We start from the raw sequence: 20,626 nt of genomic DNA, 5'->3' as shown, positions 1-20,626 counted from the left end.
TGACCGCGAGCAAGGTTACGGAGCGTGCTGTGGTACTCGGCGGCGTGTCGCGAGTGTTGCTGATCGAGGACGACCCGGCCGTGCGGGAGGGCCTTGAGCTGGCCCTGACCCGGCACGGGCATCGGGTGGGCGCCGTGGAGTCCGGCGAGGAGGGGCTGGACCGGCTGCGGGCCGACCTTCCCGACGTCGTCGTGCTCGACCTCATGCTGCCCGGCATGAACGGGTTCGAGGTCTGCCGCCGCATCCGGGCCATCGGCGAGGTCCCGATCATCATGCTGACCGCGCTCGGCGACGACATCGACGTGGTGGCCGGACTGGAGGCGGGCGCCGACGACTACGTCGTCAAACCGGTGCAGCCCAGAGTGCTGGAGGCGCGCATCCGCGCCGTGCTCCGGCGGATCGGCCGCGACCAGGCGGAGCTGGAACGGCACGGTGACCTGACCGTCGACCGGGCCGGGCTGGTGGTCACCAAGCGCGGCACGCCGGTCAAGCTCACCCCGGCCGAGCTGCGCCTGCTGCTGGAGCTCTCCGGCACGCCGGGCCGGGTGCACAGCCGCCAGCAACTGCTGGACTCGGTGTGGGAGCACGGGTACTTCGGCGACTCCCGGCTGGTCGACGCGTGCGTGCAACGGCTGCGCGCCAAGATCGAGGACGACTCGGCGTCCCCCGTCTACGTGCAGACGGTGCGGGGGTTCGGTTACCGGTTCGGGCCGGTGTGAGCCGCCCGGTGACGTCCGGGCCGAGCCTGGGGCTGCGCGCCCGGCTGTTGTTCGCGTTCGCGCTGCTGTGCGCGGTCACCGCGGCGGCGGTGGCCGGCGGGCTCTACGTCCAGGCCCGCAACGACATCCTGGAACGGACCCAGGACGCCGCGCTGAAGGCGACGAAAGAACGCCTGGAGACGCTCTTCCCCTTGCGGACCCCCGCTCCGGACCGGATCGAGCTCGGCGCCATCGCCGCCACCATGGTCGAGGGCAACAGCTACGCGCTGGCCGTCTACCGCGAGGAGTACGTGGAGGCCGGCCCGCCGCCGGGCCCGCCGCCGACCGCGCCGGGCGGCGGGCGGCCGGACCGGAACGGGCCGCTCCTGAGCTCCGAGACCGTCTCGGCGGACCTGCGGCGGACAGTGGCGGCGGGCGAGATCGCCTGGCAACGGGTGGTGCGGGAGGGCACTCCCTTCCTGATCATCGGCGCGCCGCTGGTGACCGTCGAGCAGGACCGGTCGCGGGTGTCCGGCATCGAGGTCTACACCGCGCGCAGCCTGTATCCCGAACAGCGCAGCATCGACTGGCTCGCCACGCGCGCCTGGCTGATCGGCGGGGCGGCCATGGCGTTCGCGGTCGTCGTGGCGCTGCTGGCGACCCGCAGCGTGCTGCGCCCGGTGCGCGAGCTCGGCCGGGCGGCCCGCCTGCTGGGCGAGGGGGAGCTGCGGACCCGGATCGCGGTCCGCGGCTCCGACGAGCTGGCCGACGTGGCGCGTACCTTCAACGACACCGCCGCGGAGCTGGAACGGCACGTCACGCAGCTGCGCGAGATGGAGGCCGACGCCCGCCGGTTCGTGGCGGACGTGTCCCACGAGCTGCGCACCCCGCTGGCCGCGCTCGCCGCCGTCGCCGAGGTCCTCGACGACGAGGCGGTCCGGCTGCCCGAGCCTGCCGGCAAGGCCGCCAGGCTGGTCACCCAGGAGACGCTCAACCTCACCACGCTGGTGAACGACCTCATCGAGATCAGCAGGTTCGACTCCGGCGTCGCCGCCCTGTCGCTGAACGAGGTCGACGTGACCGAGCTGGTGCCCGCGACCCTGCGCGTGCGGGGCTGGTCGGACGCGGTGCGCACCGAGCTTCCCGCCTCGGCGACGGCAAGGCTGGACCCGCGCCGCGTGGACGTCATCCTCGCCAACCTGGTCGGCAACGCCCTGCGGCACGGCGAGCCCCCGGTGTCGGTGCGGCTCACCGCCGACCCCCACTGGATCACTTTCGAGGTCCGCGACCACGGGCCGGGGCTGGACGCATCAGTGCTGCCGCACGCGTTCGACCGGTTCTACAAGGCCAGCGCGGCCAGGGCCAGATCGGAGGGCAGCGGCTTGGGCCTGGCCATCGCGCTGGAGAACGCGCGCCTGCACCGAGGCGACCTCACCGTCGCCAACGCCCCGGACGGCGGCGCCCTGTTCACGCTGCGCCTGCCACGCTGGGCCGCCGATCCGGACGGAGCCTCCGCGTGAGGGCCGGGCCCGCCCGCCGCCTGCTCGCCGCGGGCCTGGTGACGCTCGCCGCCGTGGCCGGCTGCGGCGTTCGTCCCAGCGACGTCATCTCCGCCGGCGAGCCGCCGAAGGGAACCGTCGCGCCGACCACGACGATCGTCCTCTACCTGGTGAAGGACGGCCGGCTCAGCGCGGTGACGCGGCCGAGCGCCCGTCCGGTGTTCCGGACCGAGAGGCTCGCGCTGCTGGCGGCCGGGCCCACCCTGGAGGAACGGGCGCTCGGGCTCACCACCGAGGTCCCGCCGGAAGCCGGCCCGTTCTCGGTGACGGTCAGGGCGGGCGGCCGCATGGTGCTGACGGCGTCCGTTCCGGGCGGTGACCTGTCCACCCTGGCCGTCCGGCAGGTGGTGTGCACGGCCGCCGCGTTGCCGGAGAGCCCCGCCCGGATCGCCGTCGCCGGGGCACGGGCGAGCGCCGACCCCCGCGACTGCCCGCGGTGACCGATGGCGGAGGTGCGGGTCGCTCTGGCCGAACCTGACGAAGGTCGGGAAGGGCGAGGAGAACGCCTCGAAGTTGCGGGAGCCGTTGGGCGTCGGGATGTTCAGGGTGGTCTCCCGCCCGTTGTCGGCCCGGGTGTAGAAGAACGTGCCTGTGGCGGCATGGGCCGGGACGGGGATCGATGCCGCACGTTCTGCTCGCCCGTGCGCGTGAGGAGTGAAGACGGAGGGGTATGCGCAGGTGGGGGCCGGTGTGATGGCGAACGGGGGATCCATGCTGGGGCTGCCTGAGGGGATTCGGGGGTGCCTGTTCGACATGGACGGTGTGCTGACGCGCACCGCCACCGTGCACGCCAGGGCGTGGAAGTCGATGTTCGACGACTTCCTGCGAGCCTGGAGCGACAGGACCGGGACCGCGTTCGTGCCCTTCGACGCGGGCGCCGACTACGACCGTTACGTGGACGGTAAGAAACGGGTGGACGGCGCCCGCAGCTTCCTGGACGCCCGAGGCATCGCCCTGCCCGAGGGGACGCCGGACGACCCACCCGGCACGATGACCGTGTACGGCCTGAGCAACCGCAAGAACGACCTGGTGCAGGCCATCATCGACCGGGACGGCGTGGACGTGTTCCCCGGCTCCGTCCGCTACCTGGCCGCGGTCCGGGACGCCGGGCTGCGCCGCGCGGTGGTGTCCTCCAGCGCCAACACCGAGCAGGTCCTGGCCGCCGCCGGGCTCGCCGCGCAGTTCGAGGCCCGGATCGACGGCGTCGTGGCCAGGGAGCGGCGGCTCGCGGGCAAGCCGGCTCCGGACATGTACCTGGCGGGCGCCGAGGCCGTGGGGCTGACGGCGTCCGAGGCGGCGGTGTTCGAGGACGCCCTGGCCGGAGTCGCCGCAGGCCGGGCGGGAGGGTTCGGCTTCGTCGTCGGCGTCGACCGGGCCGGGCAGGCGGACGCGTTGCGCGCCCACGGCGCCGACGTCGTGGTCACCGACCTGGCCGACCTGCTGGAGCGGGGCACGCCGTCCCGGGAGGCCGGATGATCCGGCATCCGGCGTTCGCCGTCGAGCCGTGGACGATCCGGGAGCAGCATCTCGACCTGCGGGTGCTGGCGCAGACCGAGTCGGTGTTCGCGCTGTCCAACGGCCACATCGGGCTGCGCGGCAACCTGGACGAGGGCGAGCCGCACGGGGCGCCGGGCACGTACCTCAACGGGTTCTACGAGGTGCGGCCGCTGCCGTACGCGGAGGCGGGCTACGGATACCCCGAATCGGGACAGACGGTAGTGAACGTCACCAACGGCAAGGTGATCCGGTTGCTGGTCGGCGACGAGCCGTTCGACCTGCGGTACGGGACGCTGCACAGCCACGAGCGGGTCCTCGATCTGCGCGCCGGCACCCTGACGCGCACGGTGCACTGGAGCTCCCCGACCGGGAACCCGGTCCGGATCAGGTCCACCCGGCTGGTGTCCTTCACCCACCGCGCGGTCGCCGCGATCCTGTACGAGGTCGAGGCCGTCGACCGGCCGTTGCGGGTCGTCGTCCAGTCGGAGCTCGTCGCCAACGAGACCCAGACGTACGCGGGCGGCGACCCGCGCGCCGCCGCCCCGTTGCACGCGCCGCTGGTGGTGGAGGAGAACGTCCCCTGCAGCGACGGAACGGCCATCATGGTTCACCGCACCCGGGCCAGCGGCCTGCGCGTGGCCGCCGGGATGTGCCACGAGATCGACGGGCCGGACGGCACCCGGAGCGAGGCGCAGCTCAGCGACGACGTCAGCCGGATGACCGTGGCCACCCGCCTGTCGCCCGGCCGGACGCTGCGGCTGGTCAAGTTCTTCTCCTACGGATGGTCGGCGCAGCGCTCCCGGGCCGCGCTGCACGACCAGGTGGCCGCGGCGCTGGCCTCCGCCCGTCTGGACGGATGGGACGGCCTGCACGCCGACCAGCGCCGCTACCTCGACGGCTTCTGGGAAGGCGCCGACGTCGAGGTGGAGGGCGACGCCGAGGTGCAGCAGGCGGTGCGTTTCGGGCTGTTCCATCTGCTGCAGTCGGCCGCCCGCCTGGAGGAGCGCGCCATCCCGGCCAAGGGCCTGACAGGCTCCGGCTACGACGGGCACGCCTTCTGGGACACCGAGATCTTCGTGCTGCCGGTGCTCACCTACACCCATCCGGCAGCCGTCGCGGACGCGCTGTCGTGGCGGCGCACCACGATCCCGCCGGCCCGCGAGCGCGCCAGACAGCTCGGCCTGCACGGCTCCGCCTTCCCCTGGCGGACCATCCACGGCGAGGAGTGCTCCGGCTACTGGCCCGCCGGAGCCGCGGCCTTCCACGTCAACGCCGACATCGCGCACGCGGCGGCCCAGTACGTGGACGCGAGCCAGGACATGTCGTTCGAACAGCAGACCGGCCTGCCGCTGCTGGTCGAGACGGCCCGGCTGTGGTGCGCCCTCGGCCACCACGACGCGGCCGGGCGCTACCGCATCGACGGTGTGACCGGCCCCGACGAGTACACCGCCGTGGTCGACGACAACGTGTACACGAACCTGATGGCCCAGCAGAACCTCCGCGCGGCGGCCGAGGCCGCGTCCCGCCATCCGGGCCCGGCGGAGCGGCTCCAGGTCACCGCCGAGGAGATCCGCCGCTGGCGGGACGCGGCGGAGGCGATGTCCGTGCCCTACGACGAGCGGCTGGGGGTCCATCCGCAGTGCGAGGGCTTCACCCGGCACGCGCCCTGGGACTTCGCGGCCACCGGGCCCGACCAGTACCCGTTGCTGCTGCACTTCCCGTACTTCGATCTCTACCGCAAGCAGGTGGTCAAGCAGGCCGACCTGGTGCTCGCCATGCATCTGCGCGGAGACGCCTTCACGCCGGAGCAGAAGTCCCGCAACTTCGCCTACTACGAGCCTCTGACCGTGCGGGACTCGTCCCTGTCGGCCTGCACCCAGGCGGTGATCGCCGCCGAGGTGGGCCATCTGGAGCTGGCCTATCGCTATCTCGGCGAGGCGGCGCTGATGGACCTGGCGGATCTGGAGAAGAACACCATGGACGGCGTCCACATGGCCTCGCTGGCCGGAGCGTGGATCGCGCTCGTCTCGGGCTTCGGCGGGATGCGCGCGGGTCAGGGACGGATCTGCTTCGCCCCGTCGCTCCCGCCCGGCATCACCCGGCTCGCCTTCCGGCTGCGCTACCGCGGCAGCCTGCTCAGCGTCGGCGTCGTCCCGGAGGCGACGGTCTACCGGCTGCTGCGGGGGCCGTCGATCACGGTGACCCACCACGGCGAGGACATCCTCCTGGACCGGACGGAGGTCACCCGGCCCAACCCGTCGCGGCCGGCGCCGGAGCAGCAGATCCACCAGCCGCCCGGCCGCGAACCGGGCCCGCGCACGGGGCGGGTCTCTCCGTGACCGAAGCCGCCGCCGGAGGCTTTCAGTCGTTGCAGGGGCTCGACGACCAGGTGATGTAGCCGCTGAGCCTGCCCCAGGTCGAGACCGAACGATCGCAGAACTCCGTCCTGACGCCCACCAGGTTGGTGCGCGCGGAGTCGGAGAAGTACTGGGTGTTGCACAGGTAGCCGACCGGGCAGGCAGGGACGGCCTGCGCGGCGGCCGGGATGACGGCGAGCGTGGCGGCGGCCAGGACCGCGACGGCCAGTACGCGACGGATCATGGATCGTCCTTCCTGATTCGCATGGAAACGGGGGGGAATCAGCTACGGAATTTCGGGCCAGTCCTGGCGTACGGTGCGCACGCCCCATTCCTAGAAGGAGTAACGGTCCCTCGGCTTCATGAGCGGCTCAGCCGGTGATCGAAATGATCCGTCCCAAAGGGAGAAAACGCAAGGGGAGCGCATATCGGACCTTCCGCCGCGGCCGGGACCTGATCAGCACCCTTGGGGCCGCGCGGATGTTCCGGAGAGTGTTGTCCCGGTGACGTTCGGTCGGGATGCTGATGTGCATCAGCAGTGGAGGTCGGGGCCGCTGGGTGGTGTCGCCGGTCGCGCTCGCGATGGTGCCGGTCGGGATCGGGCCGGTGGGGAACCTGGCGACCGGCACCGTCGAGGTGCAGGTCTGGTGGTGGGCGCCGGCCACCTGGGTGTTGACCGGTGTGCTGGTCGTGGTCGCCGTCGCGGCGCAGGTCGTGCGGTCGCGCGCCGTGCCGCCGAGCCGGGAGGCGGCGATGCGCGGCGCCGTCGCGGAGTTGCGGCGGCGGGTGCGGGAGCAGTGGGAGCACGAGGCGGTGTTGCGGGGCGTCCGTCAGCCGGTGCCGTTGCGGGTGCGGTGGTCCTCGACCGGCCGGCCGGTCGCGGAGGCGCGCCCGGTGGTGCTGGACGAACCGCAGAGCACGTGGCAGGACCTGCCGCTGGAAGGCGACGTCACGCAGATCGTGGAGAAGTTCCGCGGGCTGCCCCATCGGCAGTTGGTGGTGCTCGGAGAGGCGGGCGCGGGCAAGAGCGTCCTGGCGATGCTGCTCACGCTCGGACTGATCGAGCAGTCGGCGGCGGACGATCCGGTCCCGGTGCTGCTGCCGGCCACGTCCTGGGATCCGCGGGAGGAGTCGGTACGCGAGTTCCAGCGAGCGGTGGACGCCGGCCGCCGGGTCGTCTCCCGGGCCGCGGTCGTGGAGATCATGCTGGTCGACGTGGAACAGGTGATCGCGTTCCTGTCCCACCCCGAGCCGTTCCGGCATCGCTGGGAACCGGTCTTCACCCACCTGCGTGACGCCCCCGACGGGCCGCTCGCGCGGGTGCTGTCCACGGCCTTGACGGTGTCGCTGGCCCGTACCGCCTACACCTCCGCGGAAACCGACCCCACGGCCCTGACTCGCCTCGGCGGCCGGGACGCCGTCACCGCGGCGCTCATGGACACGTTCGTGACGAGTGTCCACGACCCCGACCGGCCGGTCGGGATCATGACCGGCGAGCCGGAGGCGGGAGCGGCCGGTGCGCTGGTCGTCGGGCTGCTCACCCTGGTCGTGCCGTTCCTGCCGTCGCGGACCGGGCCGCGGAGCACCACGCCACGTGCCACGCTGAACGCCAACCACCGCGCCACCGCCGTCGCCGCCGCCCAGCACGGCGGCACCGCCGCACTGGTCTTCGCCGCCTCCGCCGCGGCGCTGGCCCCGGCGGCGATTCCCTGGACCGCCGTCACCGCCGCAGCCGTCTACGGGTGGTTCGCGGCCTGCGGTGCGGGACTGTCGACCTGGATCGACTACAAGATCACCCATGTTCGTCTCGCCGCCAAGGGGCGGCTCCCCTGGAGGTTGTGGGCGTTCCTGGAAGACCAGCACCAGCGCCAAACCCTGCGTCAGTCGGGGACCGCCTGGCAGTTCCGCCACGCCCTGCCGCACGCCGTCCCGGCGGAGCGATCGGTCGAGACGCATGCCGTCCTGCCGTTGCTCAGCCGGCTTCTGACGATGGCAGGGCGGGAGGAGGAGGCCCTCACCATGCTCGTCGCCCACGCCCACCTGGGCGACCCCGTCGCCGTCCGGCTGCTGGCCGAGCGGGCGGAAGCCTGATCGAAGGGGCCGTACGCGGACACCCGCAGCTTCTGCGATGATGTTGCTCTATACATCCAAATATTTAGATCTATGGAGCGATAGATGTCGAAGGTGCTGATCGTCGGGGCCGGGGCGTTGGGGCAGGTGTTCGGGGCGTGGCTGGCCGCGGCCGGGGCCCGGGTCAGCTATCTCGTGAGGCCGGGCCGGGAGGGCTGGGAAGGGGCTTCGCTGTACCGGCTCAGGTGGGGGCGGGCCCCGGTGGGCGAGCGGATCGTGCCGTACGAGGTGAGCAGCGAACCGCCCCGCGAACGGTGGGACATGGTGTGGCTCTGCGTGGACTCGCCCGCGTTGCGCGGCGAGTGGACGAGTGCGCTGCGCGAGGTGACCGGCACGGCCACGGTGGTCACCATCGGCCAGGATCCGGGCGATCTGCACACCCTCGCCCGAGTCTGGCCGCAGGAGCAGATCGTCCAGGTGACCCCGATGCTGCTCGCCTACCAGGCGCCGCTGGAGCGGGAGGTCCCGGGGCCGGGGGTCGCGTACTGGGTGCCGCCGGGTTCGGCGACGGGCGTCACCGGAGCGCGTGCCCCGCAGGTCGTCGCCGCGCTCCGGGCCGGCGGCGTACGGGCCAGGCGGGTGACGCGGGCCGGCGCGGGGGAGCTCACCGCCGCCCGGATGATCCCCTACATCGCCGAGCTGGAGTCCTCCGGCTGGCGGTTGCCCGTGTCGAGCACCGGGTTGCGGCGCGCCGCCGCGGCCGTCCGGGAGGCCGCCGGCGTCGTCTCCGCCCAGCACGGACTGCGCGCTTCCCTCTCCGTCCCGTCCTGGGCGGTGGGGCTGGCGTTGCGCGTGCTGCCCTGGCTGCTCCCCTTCGACCTGCGACGCTACCTGGAGACGCATTTCACGAAGGTGAGCGCGCAGACGCGGCTGATGCTGGACGGCTGGATCGCCGAAGGCGCCGCCAGGTCGCTGCCGGTCGGCCGGCTGTCCGCCCTGCGTGACTCGCTGCCCGCATGAGCGGCTCCATCGACGCCCGGGACGTCCTCGCGCTGTTCGCGCGGACCCGGACGCTGTTCACCGCCCTGGGGGACGAGCGCAGGCAGGAGATCGTCGTCTTCCTGCTGGAGTCGGCGGCCCCGCGCAGCGTCGGCGACATCGCCGCGCACCTGGAGCTGTCCCAGCCCGCCACCTCCCACCATCTCAAGATCCTGCGCGACGCGGATCTGCTGACGGTGCGGCGCAAGGGCACCCTGCGCCTGTACGACCTCAACGCCACGGCCTACCCGGACCTCCTGACCCCGATGCGCGACCTCATCACGACGATCATCTCCTGCGCGTCCGACCTGGGGGACCACCCGAACAGCCAGTAGAACGCCGGCCGCCGCACGGGTCCGCCGCGCTCGGAGCGTCCTCGCCGGGGCAGGAGCCCGGTTCGGCGCCCCGAGACGCCTGCTCCCAGTTGACGAAGATCGCGGACGTCAATACCCTTTTACTAATCTAATAGGAAAAGGGTATTGCGGTGATCAAGTTTCGCCTCGACCCGAGCTCTGGTGTGGCGACCTATCTCCAACTGGTGCATCAGGTCAAACACGCCCTGCGGCTCGGTGTGCTCAAGCCGGATGATCGGCTGCCGACGATCAAGGAGGTCGTCGGCGACCTCGCGATCAACCCGAACACCGTGGCCAAGGCCTACCGCGAACTCGAACACGAGGGCCTCGTCGTCGGCCGGCCCGGGCTGGGCACGTTCGTCCGGCGGTCCCTGGGCAGCGGATCCACGGCCGATCACACCCGGCTCTTCCGCGACCTCGCCCGGTGGGTGCACGACTGCCGCGAAGCCGGGCTCGACCAAGGAGACATGGAGGCGCTGTTCGCCTCGGCGCTCGCCGACTCCGCCCAGGAGGGGATCGCATGACAGCGGATCGGACAGTGAGGATGTTCGGCGGCGGCTCCGGTGAGTTCACCGCCCTCGCGCAGGGCCCGACCGCTCTGGAGGCCATGGGGCTCGCCAAGCGGTATCGGGGCACATGGGCGTTACGCGACTGCACGCTGTCCGTCCCCGCCGGCCGGGTCATCGCGCTCGTCGGGCCGAACGGCGCGGGCAAGTCCACGTTCCTGCATCTGGTCGCCGGGCTGATCACCCCCACCCGGGGCAGCGTGCGCGTCTTCGGCGAACCGGTCGGGCAGCGGGCGGCGGCCCTGGCGCGGGTGGCGTTCCTGGCCCAGGACAAGCCCCTCTACGGCGGCTTCACCGTCGCCGAAATGCTCCGCTTCGGACACCATCTCAATCCGGGATGGGACGACGCCCTGGCCCGGCAACGGCTGGCGGAACTGGACCTCCCGCTGAACCGCAAGGTGGGCAAGCTCTCCGGCGGCCAGCAGGCGCAGGTCGCGCTGACCATCGCCGTGGCCAAACGGCCGGATCTGCTGGTCATGGACGAGCCGCTCGCCAACCTCGACCCCGTGGCCCGGCACGACGTGATGCGCTCCCTGATGACGGCGGTCGCCGAGACCCGGATGACGGTCGTGCTGTCCTCTCACGTGGTCTCCGACCTCACCGACGCCTGCGACTGGCTGGTGGTGCTCAACCGCGGCCAGGTCCAGGTCAGCGGCGAGGTCGACGAACTGCTCGCCACCCACCGGATGTTGTCCGGCCCGGCCGAGCTCGCCGACGGGATGGCGGCCCGGATGCCGGTGATCAGCGACAGCCGCAGCGAACGGCAGGCCGACCTGCTGGCCCGCACCGGCCCGGAATCGCCGTTGCTCGACCCGCGATGGAGATCGTCCGGTGTGAGCCTGGAGGAGCTGGTGCTGGCCTACCTGCGCCGCCCCGACGCCACCTCGCTACCCCGTCCGGCTTTGACCGTTTCCTGACCTGAGGAGAACTGGAAGTGTTGTGGCTCACCTGGCGGCAGCACCGCACACAGCTGCTCGTCACCGTGGCGGCGCTGGCCGTCCTCGGCGCGGTTCTGCTCATCAATGGTCTGGGCGCGGCCGGCTTCGCCGCCCAGCACGCCCCGGCAGCCGACTGCGTGGCCGACACGCCCGAGTGCAGCGCCTACCTCGTGGAGATGAACGAGCGCATCCGGCCGGTGGGCGAACTCCTCAGCTGGCTTCCGCTGCTGGCCCCGGCCATGATCGGCGCCTTCTGGGGTGCTCCGCTGCTGGCCCGGGAGTTCGAGCAGGGCACGCACCAGCTGGCCTGGACGCAGTCGGTGACACGGCGGCGCTGGCTGGCGGCCAAGATCGTCGGGCTCGGTGCGGCGGTCACGCTCGGCGGGCTGGTGCTGGCCTGCGCCGTGAGTCCGTGGCTGGCGGCCTTCGATGTCGCCCCCTTCAACGTCGACCGCTTCGACCCGCGCTGGTTCCGCCTGGTCGGCATCGTGCCGGCGGCCTGGTGGTTGTCCGCGTTCCTGCTCGGCATGGCCGCCGGCGCGCTGTTCCGGCGGACCCTGCCGGCGATGGCGGTGACCCTGGCGGTGTGCGCGCTGGCCTTCTTCGGGCTCCTCAGGGCGCCGTCCTCGTACGCGGCGCCGGTTCGAGCCGTGCAGGCCGAGGTCATCGACGAACTCACGCCGGAGGGCTCCCTGTCCGTGCACGACTACTGGATCGACCGGAGCGGCAGGCAGTACACCTCTCAGGACAGGACGCTCGCGCTCGCCGGCCTCTGTGGGACGGACGAGACGACGAAGAAGTACGCCAAATGCTCATTCCGTCACGGCTTTCGGCAGGTGGCCGAGTTTCACCCGGCGGGCCGGTTTTGGCGGTTCCAGTTGACCGAGGCGGGAATCCTGCTCATCCCCGCTCTCGCGTTGGGCGGCGTCGCCGTCCGGCGCACCCTTCGGCCCCGCATCTGAACCCGGACGAGGCCAGGGCCGGCGCCCATGGCGAGCCCTGCCCTTGCCAGGGCGCGGACGCAGGCCGATCCTGGAGCCGGGCGACGCGACCGGCGGGGGACGAACCATGTCTCGACACACAGCATCCATGGCCGTCACCTGCGTCCTGATCGGCGGCCTGATCTCGGGCTGCGACCAGGGCGACTGCGCCGCGAAGGCGATCGCCGGCGTCTACGAGTCCTATTCGCCCATCGTCCTCGCCGTCCTGCCCGAGGTGGTGCCCAAGGCGATCCCGGGGATCGCGGTCAGTCTCGGCCTGTTCGCGGCGGACGCCCTGGCGCGCTACCTCATCGACCACGCGGTCCCGAAGGACAGGACGTGGCTGCTGATCGAGCAGACCCTCCACGGGCAGCAGCGGACGAGCGTGTTCGAGCTCGGCACCGATCACGAGCTCAAGGTCGGCGTGAACGGCGCGCAGCTCAGGCACGTGGACCTCTACGTCAAGGAGCGGCAGATCAAGGTGGTCGTCCCGCGTGGCACCGCGGCGGAGGTCACCGTCACCGACGCCGGGAACGGCGACGAGGTCGCGGTGCGCGGCACCGTCGCCGGCGACCTGGACGGCTCCCTCGACCTCGACACCGGCCGCACCTCGCCGGACGACTCGCCCGAGGCCCGCGCGGCGGACATCCAGATCGAGACGTTCGGGTTCGACGTGGGTCCGAAACTGGTCAACGGGGCGACGGCCGCACGGTTCGCCGGGACCGGCCGGCCGACGCTGCACGCCTGCATGTCCATGCCCGCGACGGCCTGGACGAGCGAGTTCCAGGACTGGCAGCCGGGAACCCCGGACCGCTCCTGGTGCGTCAGGACCAACGCCGGGCACTACGGCCTCGCCGTCCCGAAGCAGACCGAAGCCTTCTGGATCGGCCCCGCCGAGGACGCCGGTGCCGTCTCCTACCTGCTCTGGGCCCAACCGGGCCTGCCCGCGGCCTCCGCCACCGCCGTGCCCGGAGCGCGGATGGACGGGTGCTGACCCGCACGCCGACGGCCGCCTATTTCTCCACCCCGGTGCTCATGATGCCGCGCACGAACGTGCGCTGGAAACAGATGAAGAGGATCACTGGGACGGCGATCGTCATCATGGCGCCGGCCTGGATGTAGGCGGGTTTCGTCGAGTACAGGCCGTTGAAGGCGGCCAGGCCCACCTGCAGCGGCTGGAGCTCGGGCCGGCCGGAGAGGTAGATGAGCGGGGTGAAGTAGTCGTTCCAGGTGTAGACGAAGTTGAACAGGGTGACGGCGGCGATCGCCGGCCACGCCTGCGGCACGATCACCGAACGCAACGTGCGCAGCGGTCCGGCGCCGTCGATCGAGGCCGCTTCGTCCATCTCGCGGGGGATGGTCAGGAAGTACTGCCGTAGCAGGAAGACGCTGTAGGCGTTGGCGAAGAAGGCCGGCACGAGCAGCGGCAGCCAGGTGCCCACCCATCCGATGTGGGCGAAGATCGCATAGGTCGGGATCAGTGTCACCGCGGTGGGCAGGAAGATCGTGGCGATGAGCAGGGTGAACAGCGGTCCGCGGCCGGGGAAGCGGAAGCGGGCGAAGCCGTAGGCGACCAGCGTGCACGACAGAACGGTCCCGATCGTGCTGATCACCGCGAGGGCGATGGTGTTGAGCAGCAGCCGGGGGAAGTCGATGAGTTTCCAGACCGCGGCGTAGTTCGACCAATGCGGCGCCAGGGTCCAGCTGGGTTCGAGGGTACGCCAGGAACCCCGCCAGGTGACGGTCCCCTTCTCCGGCGCCGCCGGGTCGACGAACTCGCTCTCGGCGCGCCCCTTCTTCACCAGGGCCAGTTCGCGGACCGCGCCGTCGACCGGCACCCGGTACACGTCGTACCGCCGGCCCTCATGGGTGAAGGTGCGCGGGTCGGACGGCAGCAGCGGCGCGTGCGCCTGGCTGACCTGCCGCTCGCTCTTCAGCGACGACAGCGTCATCTGGACGAGCGGCGACAGGAACGCCACGACGATGCCGAACATCACGATCGTCATCAGCGCCGTCCGGATGCGGCGGGCCGGGGTCGGGGTCACCGGGTCACCTCTCGCTCGTGTAGTGGACCCACCGCCTGGACAGCCGGAACAGCACCAGGGTCACGACGAGGGTGATGACGAACAACAACCACGCCAGCGTCGAGCCGTAGGACATCTCCTGATAGGTGAAGAAGGTCTGGTACAGGTAGAGGTTGAAGAAGCGGGTCGCGCCGCCGGGGTCGCCGGTGCCGTTGAAGAGCACCAGCGGGATGAGGAAGTACTGCATGACCTCGACGACCGCGAGGACCAGCGTGTAGAAGATCACCGGCGACATCATCGGGATCGTCACGTGCCACAGCCGGCGCCACCATCCGGCGCCGTCCAGCCGGGCGGCGTCGTACAACTCGGTGGGGATGCCGCGCAGCCCCGCCAGGTTGATGATGATGCCCGAGCCGAGCCCCCACAGGCCGATCATGGCGAGCCCGGGGATCACCCAGGCGGGGTCGCTCAGCCAGCTCGGCGCACCGCCCACGCCCAGCCAGTGCAGCGCGGTGTTGATCCAGCCGTCGTCGACCAGCATGTTCTGCCAGATCAGCGCGCCGGCCACGAACGGCACCACGTACGGCATGAACAGCAGCACCCGCAACAGCCCGGCGCCGCGCAGGTACCTGCTGTTGACCGCGACCGCGAGCAGGAACGGCAGGGCGACGACCAGCGGCAGCCAGAGCAGGGCGAAGCGGGCGGTCACCCACAGCGAGGCCCACGCCTGCTGGTCGGCGAAGAGCCGCCGGTAGTTCGCCAGGCCGACGAACATGAGCGGCTCCTGCTCGGCCAGCGAGATGTTGAGGAAGGTGAAGACGAACGTGGCCGCCATCGGCAGCGCCGTGAACGCGAGGAACCCGATGATCCACGGAAGGACGAACAGGAATCCGTACCGGGCCTCCCGGCGGGCCGGCCGGGACATCGTCTCGCCCCTCATGAGCGGTTCCACGCCGCCTGGATCTCCTCGCGCATCTCCTTGAGCTGGGCGTTCATGTCGAGCCCGCCCTTGGTCATCCAGCGGCTGCGGTAGGTGCCGAGGATGGTGAGCGTCTGGTTGTACTTGGGCGTGTACGACTCCGAGTGCGGGTTGTCGGCGAACGCCACGCTGTCCTTGGCGACCTGCCAGTCGACCTTGTGGGTGAACTGCCCGGCCAGCTTGGCGAAGAAGGCCTCCTGGTCGGCGGTACGGGCGGGCATCGCGCCGTACGCGGAGAGCAGTTCCTGGGAGGCCGGGCCGACCAGGTAGGCCAGGAACTCGAAGGCCTCGGCGGGGTGTTTGCTGCCGGACAGGATCCGGAAGGTGTCCGCGCTGGTGGGCGAGGTGGTCCTGCCCTTGTACGAGGGCATCGCGGCCAGGTCCCAGTCGTCGCCGGCGCCGGCCACGCCGTAGGTGGACCACAGGAAGTTGACGCTCATCGCGACGTGCCCGGAGAAGAAGGAGGCGCCGTCCCCGTTGAACTGCTCGCTCTCGAAGACGGGGCCGGTCATGATGAACCGGTCCTTCCACATGCCGTCGTAGAAGAAGCGCCAGGCGTCGGCCCAGGCGTCGGGGATCTTCACGGTCTTGCCGTCGCCCGTGTCCAGCGATCCGGAGGCGAAGGCGGCGCCCTGGTAGCGCAGGTCGTCGCGGGCCGGTTCGAAGCCGTACTGCACGATCTCGCCGGGGTCGAATCCCGCCTGGGTGGCGTCCTTGCCGTTCTTGTCGACGGTGAGCCTGAGGGCCAGTTCCCTGAGCGTGTCGTAGTTCCACTCGCTCTGGCGGCCGTCGGGCCAGGTGTACTTCTCGCCGTACTTGTGCGGCGGCTCGGCCAGACCGGCCTCCTCGAACATGTCGGCCTTGTAGTACAGGGTCGACGGGTAGATCGCGAAGGGGATTCCCTCCTGCACGGAGCCGATCCGGTAGAGGTCGGCGCTGCCCTTGGCGTACGGGCTGAGGTCGAAGCCGCTGGACCTGATGAGGGGAGCCAGATCGAGCCACTGGCCGTGGAAGGCGGCGGCGCCGCCGACACCGACGGGACCGGCGAGGTCGGGCCCGTTGCCGGAGGCGATCTGGGTGGCGAGCGTGTCGCGGGCGGAGTCGTAGGTGACGACCTCGAGCTTCACCCTGATCCTGCGCTGGGCGGCGTGGAACTTCTCGATCACCTTCTGCTGCACCTTGACCTGCTCGGCCTGCTCGCCGGTGCCTAGGCAGCAGTACCAGCGCAGCTCCACCGTCGCGGCGTCACCGCTCGGCGGGGAGGCGGAGCCGCAGGCGGCCAGTGCCACGGCTGATGCGATCGCGACCAGGGCGTTCGATAACCGATTCACGTGTCTCTCCCGAGGCTGGGGTTCGGGGGGCGGGCGATGGAGAGCTCGAACGAGAGGCGGGCGCGGTCGCCTCTCACGTAACTGCGGGTGAACTCGACGGGCTCGTCGCCGGGGCCGAAGGCGATCCCCTCGACGAGCATGGCGGGGCGTTCCACCGGCTGGTCGAGCAGGCGGGCCTCGTGGGCGCGCAGCCGTACCGGCTCGATGACCTCGCGGGCGCGCACGATCCTGGCCCCGTAGTGCTCGCCCAGCAGGCTGTAGAGGGAGTTGCGTTCGAGGTCGTGGTCGAGCAGCCCGGCGAAGCGATCGGCCGGCAGGTAGACCTGCTCCAGGATCAGCGGCTCGCCGTTGGCGATGCGCAGGCGCTCAAGGTAGACGACCTGCGCGCCGGCGGCCAGGGCCAGTGCGGCGGCGACCATCTCTCCCGGCCTCTCGATCCCCGACTCGATCAGCCTGGTGTCCGGGTCCATGCCGTGCATGTGCATGAGGTCGGCGAAGCTCTGGCTGGTGCCCATGTCGACCTCCAGCCGGGAGTGCAGGACGAACGTGCCGCGTCCGCGGGTGCGCTCCAAGCGGCCCTCGCGGGCCAGCTCGGCCAGGGCCCGCCGGACCGGGATGAGGCTGCATCCGTAGCGGCGGGCCAGCTCTCTTTCCGGTGGCAGGCGGTCTCCGGCCTGCCATTCCCCCTCGTCGAGCGCGGTGCTCAGGTCCAGATAGACCTGGTGGTGGAGGGGGATCGGACCGGCTTCGAGCCGATAGCGGGCCATCGGGCGTTCGCTTCCTTCCGGAATCTGCCAAGCGGTTGTTTGATGACAATGTTGTCAGCAACACCGACACTGATCACAGCCGCTACCTCTGTCAAGGCGGCCCCGACTCAGAGGCAGGTGCAAGGCGTGACGCAGTCACCCCTAACCCGACCGGCGTCCTGGCGAGTGGCGCTGACCTTCGACGTCGAGCACGGCGACCAGCCCGCTCACCCGGACGGCACCCGGCACGTGCTCGATACGCTCACCGAGCGCAAGACCGTGGGGACCATGTTCATCCAAGGACGCTGGGCCCAGGCCAACCCCTCGCTGGCCGAAGAGCTGGCCGCCCGCGGTCACCTCATCGGCAACCACTCCCATCACCACGCGCCGATGAGCTGGTTGTCGCCCAAGGCCTTCAAACTGGACGTACAGCGCGCCGAACGCGCCATCCGCCGCGCCACCGGCCACGACCCGCGTCCCTGGTTCCGCTGCCCGTTCGGCGACGGCAGCGAGGACCCGGCGATCCGGTCCGCACTGGACCGGCTCGGCTACCGGGAGACGAGCTGGCACGTGGACCCGTTGGACTGGCGCGGCAAGGCCACCGGGCCGGGCGTCGCCCGCCTGGTCATCGAGGAGGCCACCGCGCACGGCGACGGCGCCGTGGTGCTGTTCCATCCATGGACCAAGGCCACCGGCCGTGCCCTGCCACTGGTCATCGACGGTCTGCGCGCGGCCGGTGCCCGGTTTGTCCGCATGGACGAACTCGCATGAACCGCCCACCGTGGGAGGGGCCGATGAGGTCGTTGTTCGTGGAGTTCCCGAAGCCGGGCCAGGTGCGAGTGGCGCACGAGGACGTCGCTCCTCCGGGCTTCGGCGAAGTGCTGTGCCGCACCACGCTGTCGCTGATCAGCCCCGGCACCGAGCTGGCCTGTCTGCGCGGCGAGTTCGACCCCGGCACCAACTGGGAGGAGTGGGTGCGTTACCCGTTCCGGCCCGGGTACAGCATGGCCGGGATCGTGGAGGCGGTCGGCGAAGGCGTCACGACGTTACGTCCCGGTGACCGCGTGCAGAGCTACGCGCCCCACCAGGAACTGGTCACACTCACCGAGCGCGAGGCCCGGCTGCTGCCCGGCGGCGTGACGGCCGAGGAAGCGGTGTGGGTCCCCCTCGTCGTCACCGCGGCGGCGGGCACCGCCAGAGCCGCGATCACCCTGGGCGAGACGGTCGTGGTCCTCGGACTCGGCCCGGTGGGTCAGCTGGTCGTCCAGTACGCGGTCGCGCACGGAGCCTCCCGCGTCGTCGCCGTCGACACCGATGCCAGGCGGCTCGACCTGGCGCGGGCGAGCGGCGCGAGCGACCTGCTCGCGGCCACCGCGGCCGACGCCCGCGCCGCCGTCGCCGACCTGACCGGCGGCCGGCTCGCCGAGGTGGTCTTCGACGTCACCGGCAACCCCGCCGTGCTCTCCCAGGCGGTACGGCTGGCCCGGACGCTGGGCCGGGTCGTCCTTCTCGGCGACACGCCCACGCCGTCCCGGCAGATGCTCGGCCCCGGCGTGGTCAGCAACTCGCTGACCATCCTCGGGGCGCACGCCGACCTCGTCTCCGACGACCCGTCGGCCGGCCCGCTCAACCGCGACGCGGTGACCGGGTTGTACTTCCGCCGCCTCGCCTCCGGCACGTTCCGCACCGCCGGGATGATCTCCGAGCGGGTGTCCCCCATGGACGCGGCAGCCACCTACGCACGCCTGCGGGACGGCGGCGCACCGGCCGGAGCACTCTGCTTCGACTGGACCGACGCGAAAGGGGAACAGTGACCCGGCCCTGGCCCGCAAGCGCGGAGATCGCCCGGTCCGTCCTGCCTTGATGTGCTCGCCTGCCGCCCGGCTCGCTCGTCGAGGCCCGCGGCGCCGGAGTAAGCCTTTTGTGGCTGTCATCCGGTTTCGTTCGGGTAGCGTCGCCGGTTGCCGTCGGCGATGATCGACGCGACGTGACCGCGCTGCGAAGGGGTCGGACATGACGTGGCACCCGTGGAGACGGACGTTCCTCGCGACGGGGGCGGCCGTGGTCGGCTTCGACCCGTCCACGCGCACGTGGGTCACCGACGCCGCCCGGTCTCAGGGGATGGTCGACCTGCCGCTGCTGAAGGGCAAGGTGATGACCGATCCCGCCTCCCGCGGCCAGGCGGCCGACGACTTCGGGCACCTGGTCCATCGGACCCCCAGGGCCGTGCTGGAGCCCGGCGACGTCACGGACATCATGCTGATGATGAGGTACTGCCGGACGCACGGCCTCCAGGTGGCCGCGCGCGGTCAGGGACACGCCACCTTCGGCCAGGGCCAGGTAGAGGGCGGTCTGATCGTCGACATGACCCCGCTCAACGCGGTCGAGGTGCGGGAGGACACGGCCGTCGTGGAGGCGGGCGCGCTCTGGAGCAGCTTGGCGCAGGCAACCCTGGCCCATGGCCTGACCCCTCCGGTCTTCACCGACTACCTGGAGCTCTCGGTCGGCGGCACGCTCTCGGTGGGCGGTCTCGGCGGCCAGACCCACCACCACGGATCCCAGGCGGACAACGTCGTGGAACTGGAGGTCGTCACGGGGGACGCCGCCCTGAGGAGATGTTCCGCGCAACTGCGCCGCGACCTCTTTCATGCGGTGCTGGCCGGCAGAGGACAGTGCGGCATCATCACCAAGGTCACCATGCGCCTGCGGCCCGCCCCCGCGACGGTCCGCCACTACCTGCTCTCCTACCCGAGCGTGGCCGCGCTGACCGCCGACCAGCGGCGCGTGGTCCACGACGGCCGCTTCGCCTACGTGGAGGGAGAGCTCGGGCTGCCCACCGGCTCCGCCGGCTGGAGTCACCAGCTTGAAGCGGTCGCCTTCTTCGACGGTACGACCCCGCCCGACGACGCCGAACTGCTCGACGGCCTGGGCGACCAGCCCGGCGACCGGCAGATCCAGGACATGTCCTACTTCGACTTCCTCAACCGGCTCGCCGCGGGCGTCGCCGATCTGAAGTCCGCAGGCGAGTGGTACCGCCCGCACCCCTGGTGGAACATGTTCCTGCCGGCGAGCCGCACCGACGCCTTCGTGGAGGACGTCATCAAGGACCTGACCGAGACCGAGGTCGGCGCCAGCGGCGTGGTCCTGCTTTATCCCTTCCCCCGCGCCCGCCTGCGCCTGCCCCTGCTGCGCGTGCCCGACGAGGAGACGGTCTTCCTCTTCACCCTGCTCAGAACCGCCTCGCACGGAGCCGAGAGCCCGGAGGACATGGTGGAGGCCAACCGTTCCCTCTACCTGCGCGCCCGAGCCGCCGGGGGTTACCAGTACCCGGTCGGCTCCATACCCACCACGCCCGAGGAGTGGCGCACCCACTACGGCCCCGCATGGGCCGCCTTCGAGGCGGCCCATGAACGCTACGACCCCGACGGAATCCTCACCCCGGGCCAGGGCGTCTTCCCTCCGGGACCGTGACGTCCCCGCCCGCCGACCC

At 71.4% G+C, this 20,626-nt stretch carries 20 protein-coding genes; 15 read left to right on the top strand and 5 right to left on the bottom strand.

Going from position 1 to position 20,626, the window contains the following annotated elements; all coding sequences use genetic code 11:
• Nucleotides 1-44 precede the first annotated feature (44 nt).
• The 5 genes from ACIA8R_RS30260 (at nt 45) to ACIA8R_RS30240 (ending at nt 6,093) form a co-directional block, all read left to right on the top strand.
• Nucleotides 45-719 carry a response regulator gene (locus tag ACIA8R_RS30260; protein ID WP_397041524.1) on the top strand — a complete coding sequence of 225 codons (675 nt, stop codon included), beginning with the start codon at nt 45-47 and terminating at the stop codon, nt 717-719.
• 8 nt (nt 720-727) lie between these two features.
• Nucleotides 728-2,218 carry an ATP-binding protein gene (locus tag ACIA8R_RS30255; protein WP_397041523.1) on the top strand — a complete coding sequence of 497 codons (1,491 nt, stop codon included), beginning with the start codon at nt 728-730 and terminating at the stop codon, nt 2,216-2,218.
• Nucleotides 2,215-2,697: a hypothetical protein gene (locus ACIA8R_RS30250; RefSeq protein ID WP_364103116.1), complete on the top strand. Its 483-nt coding sequence runs from the start codon at nt 2,215-2,217 to the stop codon at nt 2,695-2,697. Before ACIA8R_RS30255 ends, ACIA8R_RS30250 begins: the two co-directional genes overlap by 4 nt.
• A 253-nt stretch (nt 2,698-2,950) precedes the next feature.
• Nucleotides 2,951-3,733: a beta-phosphoglucomutase family hydrolase gene (locus tag ACIA8R_RS30245; protein ID WP_364103113.1), complete on the top strand. Its 783-nt coding sequence runs from the start codon at nt 2,951-2,953 to the stop codon at nt 3,731-3,733.
• Nucleotides 3,730-6,093, top strand: coding sequence for a glycoside hydrolase family 65 protein (locus tag ACIA8R_RS30240; protein WP_397041522.1), 2,364 nt, complete (start codon nt 3,730-3,732; stop codon nt 6,091-6,093). Before ACIA8R_RS30245 ends, ACIA8R_RS30240 begins: the two co-directional genes overlap by 4 nt.
• Nucleotides 6,094-6,115: 22 nt before the next feature.
• Here the strand turns inward: ACIA8R_RS30240 and ACIA8R_RS30235 are convergent, their stop codons facing one another.
• Nucleotides 6,116-6,355 carry a DUF6289 family protein gene (locus tag ACIA8R_RS30235; RefSeq protein ID WP_397041521.1) on the bottom strand — a complete coding sequence of 80 codons (240 nt, stop codon included), beginning with the start codon at nt 6,353-6,355 and terminating at the stop codon, nt 6,116-6,118.
• A gap of 275 nt (nt 6,356-6,630) precedes the next feature.
• On the opposite strand from ACIA8R_RS30235, the gene ACIA8R_RS30230 reads away from it, so the two are divergent.
• The 7 genes from ACIA8R_RS30230 to ACIA8R_RS30200 all read left to right on the top strand — a co-directional run bounded on the left by ACIA8R_RS30230 (nt 6,631) and on the right by ACIA8R_RS30200 (nt 13,050).
• Nucleotides 6,631-8,202: a hypothetical protein gene (locus ACIA8R_RS30230; RefSeq protein WP_397041520.1), complete on the top strand. Its 1,572-nt coding sequence runs from the start codon at nt 6,631-6,633 to the stop codon at nt 8,200-8,202.
• An 84-nt stretch (nt 8,203-8,286) separates the two neighbouring features.
• Entirely contained in the window at nt 8,287-9,201 is a 915-nt protein-coding gene (locus tag ACIA8R_RS30225; RefSeq protein WP_397041519.1) for a ketopantoate reductase family protein, read from the top strand.
• Nucleotides 9,198-9,554 carry an ArsR/SmtB family transcription factor gene (locus tag ACIA8R_RS30220; protein ID WP_397041518.1) on the top strand — a complete coding sequence of 119 codons (357 nt, stop codon included), beginning with the start codon at nt 9,198-9,200 and terminating at the stop codon, nt 9,552-9,554. Before ACIA8R_RS30225 ends, ACIA8R_RS30220 begins: the two co-directional genes overlap by 4 nt.
• Nucleotides 9,555-9,703: 149 nt before the next feature.
• Complete coding sequence (locus tag ACIA8R_RS30215) at nt 9,704-10,096, top strand: GntR family transcriptional regulator (protein WP_364102142.1); 393 nt, start codon at nt 9,704-9,706, stop codon at nt 10,094-10,096.
• Entirely contained in the window at nt 10,093-11,055 is a 963-nt protein-coding gene (locus ACIA8R_RS30210; protein WP_397041517.1) for an ABC transporter ATP-binding protein, read from the top strand. The genes ACIA8R_RS30215 and ACIA8R_RS30210 overlap by 4 nt, the downstream gene beginning before the upstream one ends.
• 17 nt (nt 11,056-11,072) lie before the next feature.
• Nucleotides 11,073-12,038: an ABC transporter permease gene (locus ACIA8R_RS30205; RefSeq protein WP_397041516.1), complete on the top strand. Its 966-nt coding sequence runs from the start codon at nt 11,073-11,075 to the stop codon at nt 12,036-12,038.
• Between the two features lie 127 nt (nt 12,039-12,165).
• Nucleotides 12,166-13,050 (top strand): hypothetical protein, encoded by an 885-nt coding sequence (locus ACIA8R_RS30200; protein WP_397041515.1) that lies wholly within the window; start codon nt 12,166-12,168, stop codon nt 13,048-13,050.
• A 19-nt stretch (nt 13,051-13,069) separates the two neighbouring features.
• On the opposite strand, the gene ACIA8R_RS30195 is transcribed toward ACIA8R_RS30200, so the two are convergent.
• From ACIA8R_RS30195 to ACIA8R_RS30180, 4 genes are read right to left on the bottom strand one after another with little or no spacing between them, the layout of a single operon-like run.
• Nucleotides 13,070-14,101 (bottom strand): carbohydrate ABC transporter permease, encoded by a 1,032-nt coding sequence (locus ACIA8R_RS30195; RefSeq protein ID WP_397041514.1) that lies wholly within the window; start codon nt 14,099-14,101, stop codon nt 13,070-13,072.
• A 4-nt stretch (nt 14,102-14,105) separates the two neighbouring features.
• Nucleotides 14,106-15,032 carry a carbohydrate ABC transporter permease gene (locus ACIA8R_RS30190; RefSeq protein ID WP_397041513.1) on the bottom strand — a complete coding sequence of 309 codons (927 nt, stop codon included), beginning with the start codon at nt 15,030-15,032 and terminating at the stop codon, nt 14,106-14,108.
• Nucleotides 15,017-16,390, bottom strand: coding sequence for an ABC transporter substrate-binding protein (locus ACIA8R_RS30185; RefSeq protein WP_397041512.1), 1,374 nt, complete (start codon nt 16,388-16,390; stop codon nt 15,017-15,019). The genes ACIA8R_RS30190 and ACIA8R_RS30185 overlap by 16 nt, the downstream gene beginning before the upstream one ends.
• Nucleotides 16,387-17,157, bottom strand: coding sequence for a GntR family transcriptional regulator (locus ACIA8R_RS30180; protein ID WP_364102121.1), 771 nt, complete (start codon nt 17,155-17,157; stop codon nt 16,387-16,389). The genes ACIA8R_RS30185 and ACIA8R_RS30180 overlap by 4 nt, the downstream gene beginning before the upstream one ends.
• Nucleotides 17,158-17,283: 126 nt before the next feature.
• Between ACIA8R_RS30180 and ACIA8R_RS30175 the strand changes: the two genes are divergently transcribed.
• The 3 genes from ACIA8R_RS30175 to ACIA8R_RS30165 all read left to right on the top strand — a co-directional run bounded on the left by ACIA8R_RS30175 (nt 17,284) and on the right by ACIA8R_RS30165 (nt 20,607).
• Nucleotides 17,284-17,907 (top strand): polysaccharide deacetylase family protein, encoded by a 624-nt coding sequence (locus tag ACIA8R_RS30175; RefSeq protein ID WP_397041511.1) that lies wholly within the window; start codon nt 17,284-17,286, stop codon nt 17,905-17,907.
• A gap of 23 nt (nt 17,908-17,930) precedes the next feature.
• Complete coding sequence (locus tag ACIA8R_RS30170) at nt 17,931-18,950, top strand: zinc-binding dehydrogenase (protein ID WP_397041510.1); 1,020 nt, start codon at nt 17,931-17,933, stop codon at nt 18,948-18,950.
• Nucleotides 18,951-19,149: 199 nt separating this feature from the next.
• Nucleotides 19,150-20,607, top strand: a complete 1,458-nt coding sequence (locus tag ACIA8R_RS30165) for an FAD-binding protein (RefSeq protein ID WP_397041509.1) — start codon at nt 19,150-19,152, stop codon at nt 20,605-20,607.
• The last annotated feature ends 19 nt before the right edge of the window (nt 20,608-20,626 follow it).

This window comes from Nonomuraea sp. NPDC051191, assembly GCF_044455665.1.
Lineage (GTDB): Bacteria > Actinomycetota > Actinomycetes > Streptosporangiales > Streptosporangiaceae > Nonomuraea.
The sequence above is the reverse complement of the archived record's forward strand: the minus strand, read 5'-3'. Positions and strand labels throughout refer to the sequence as shown.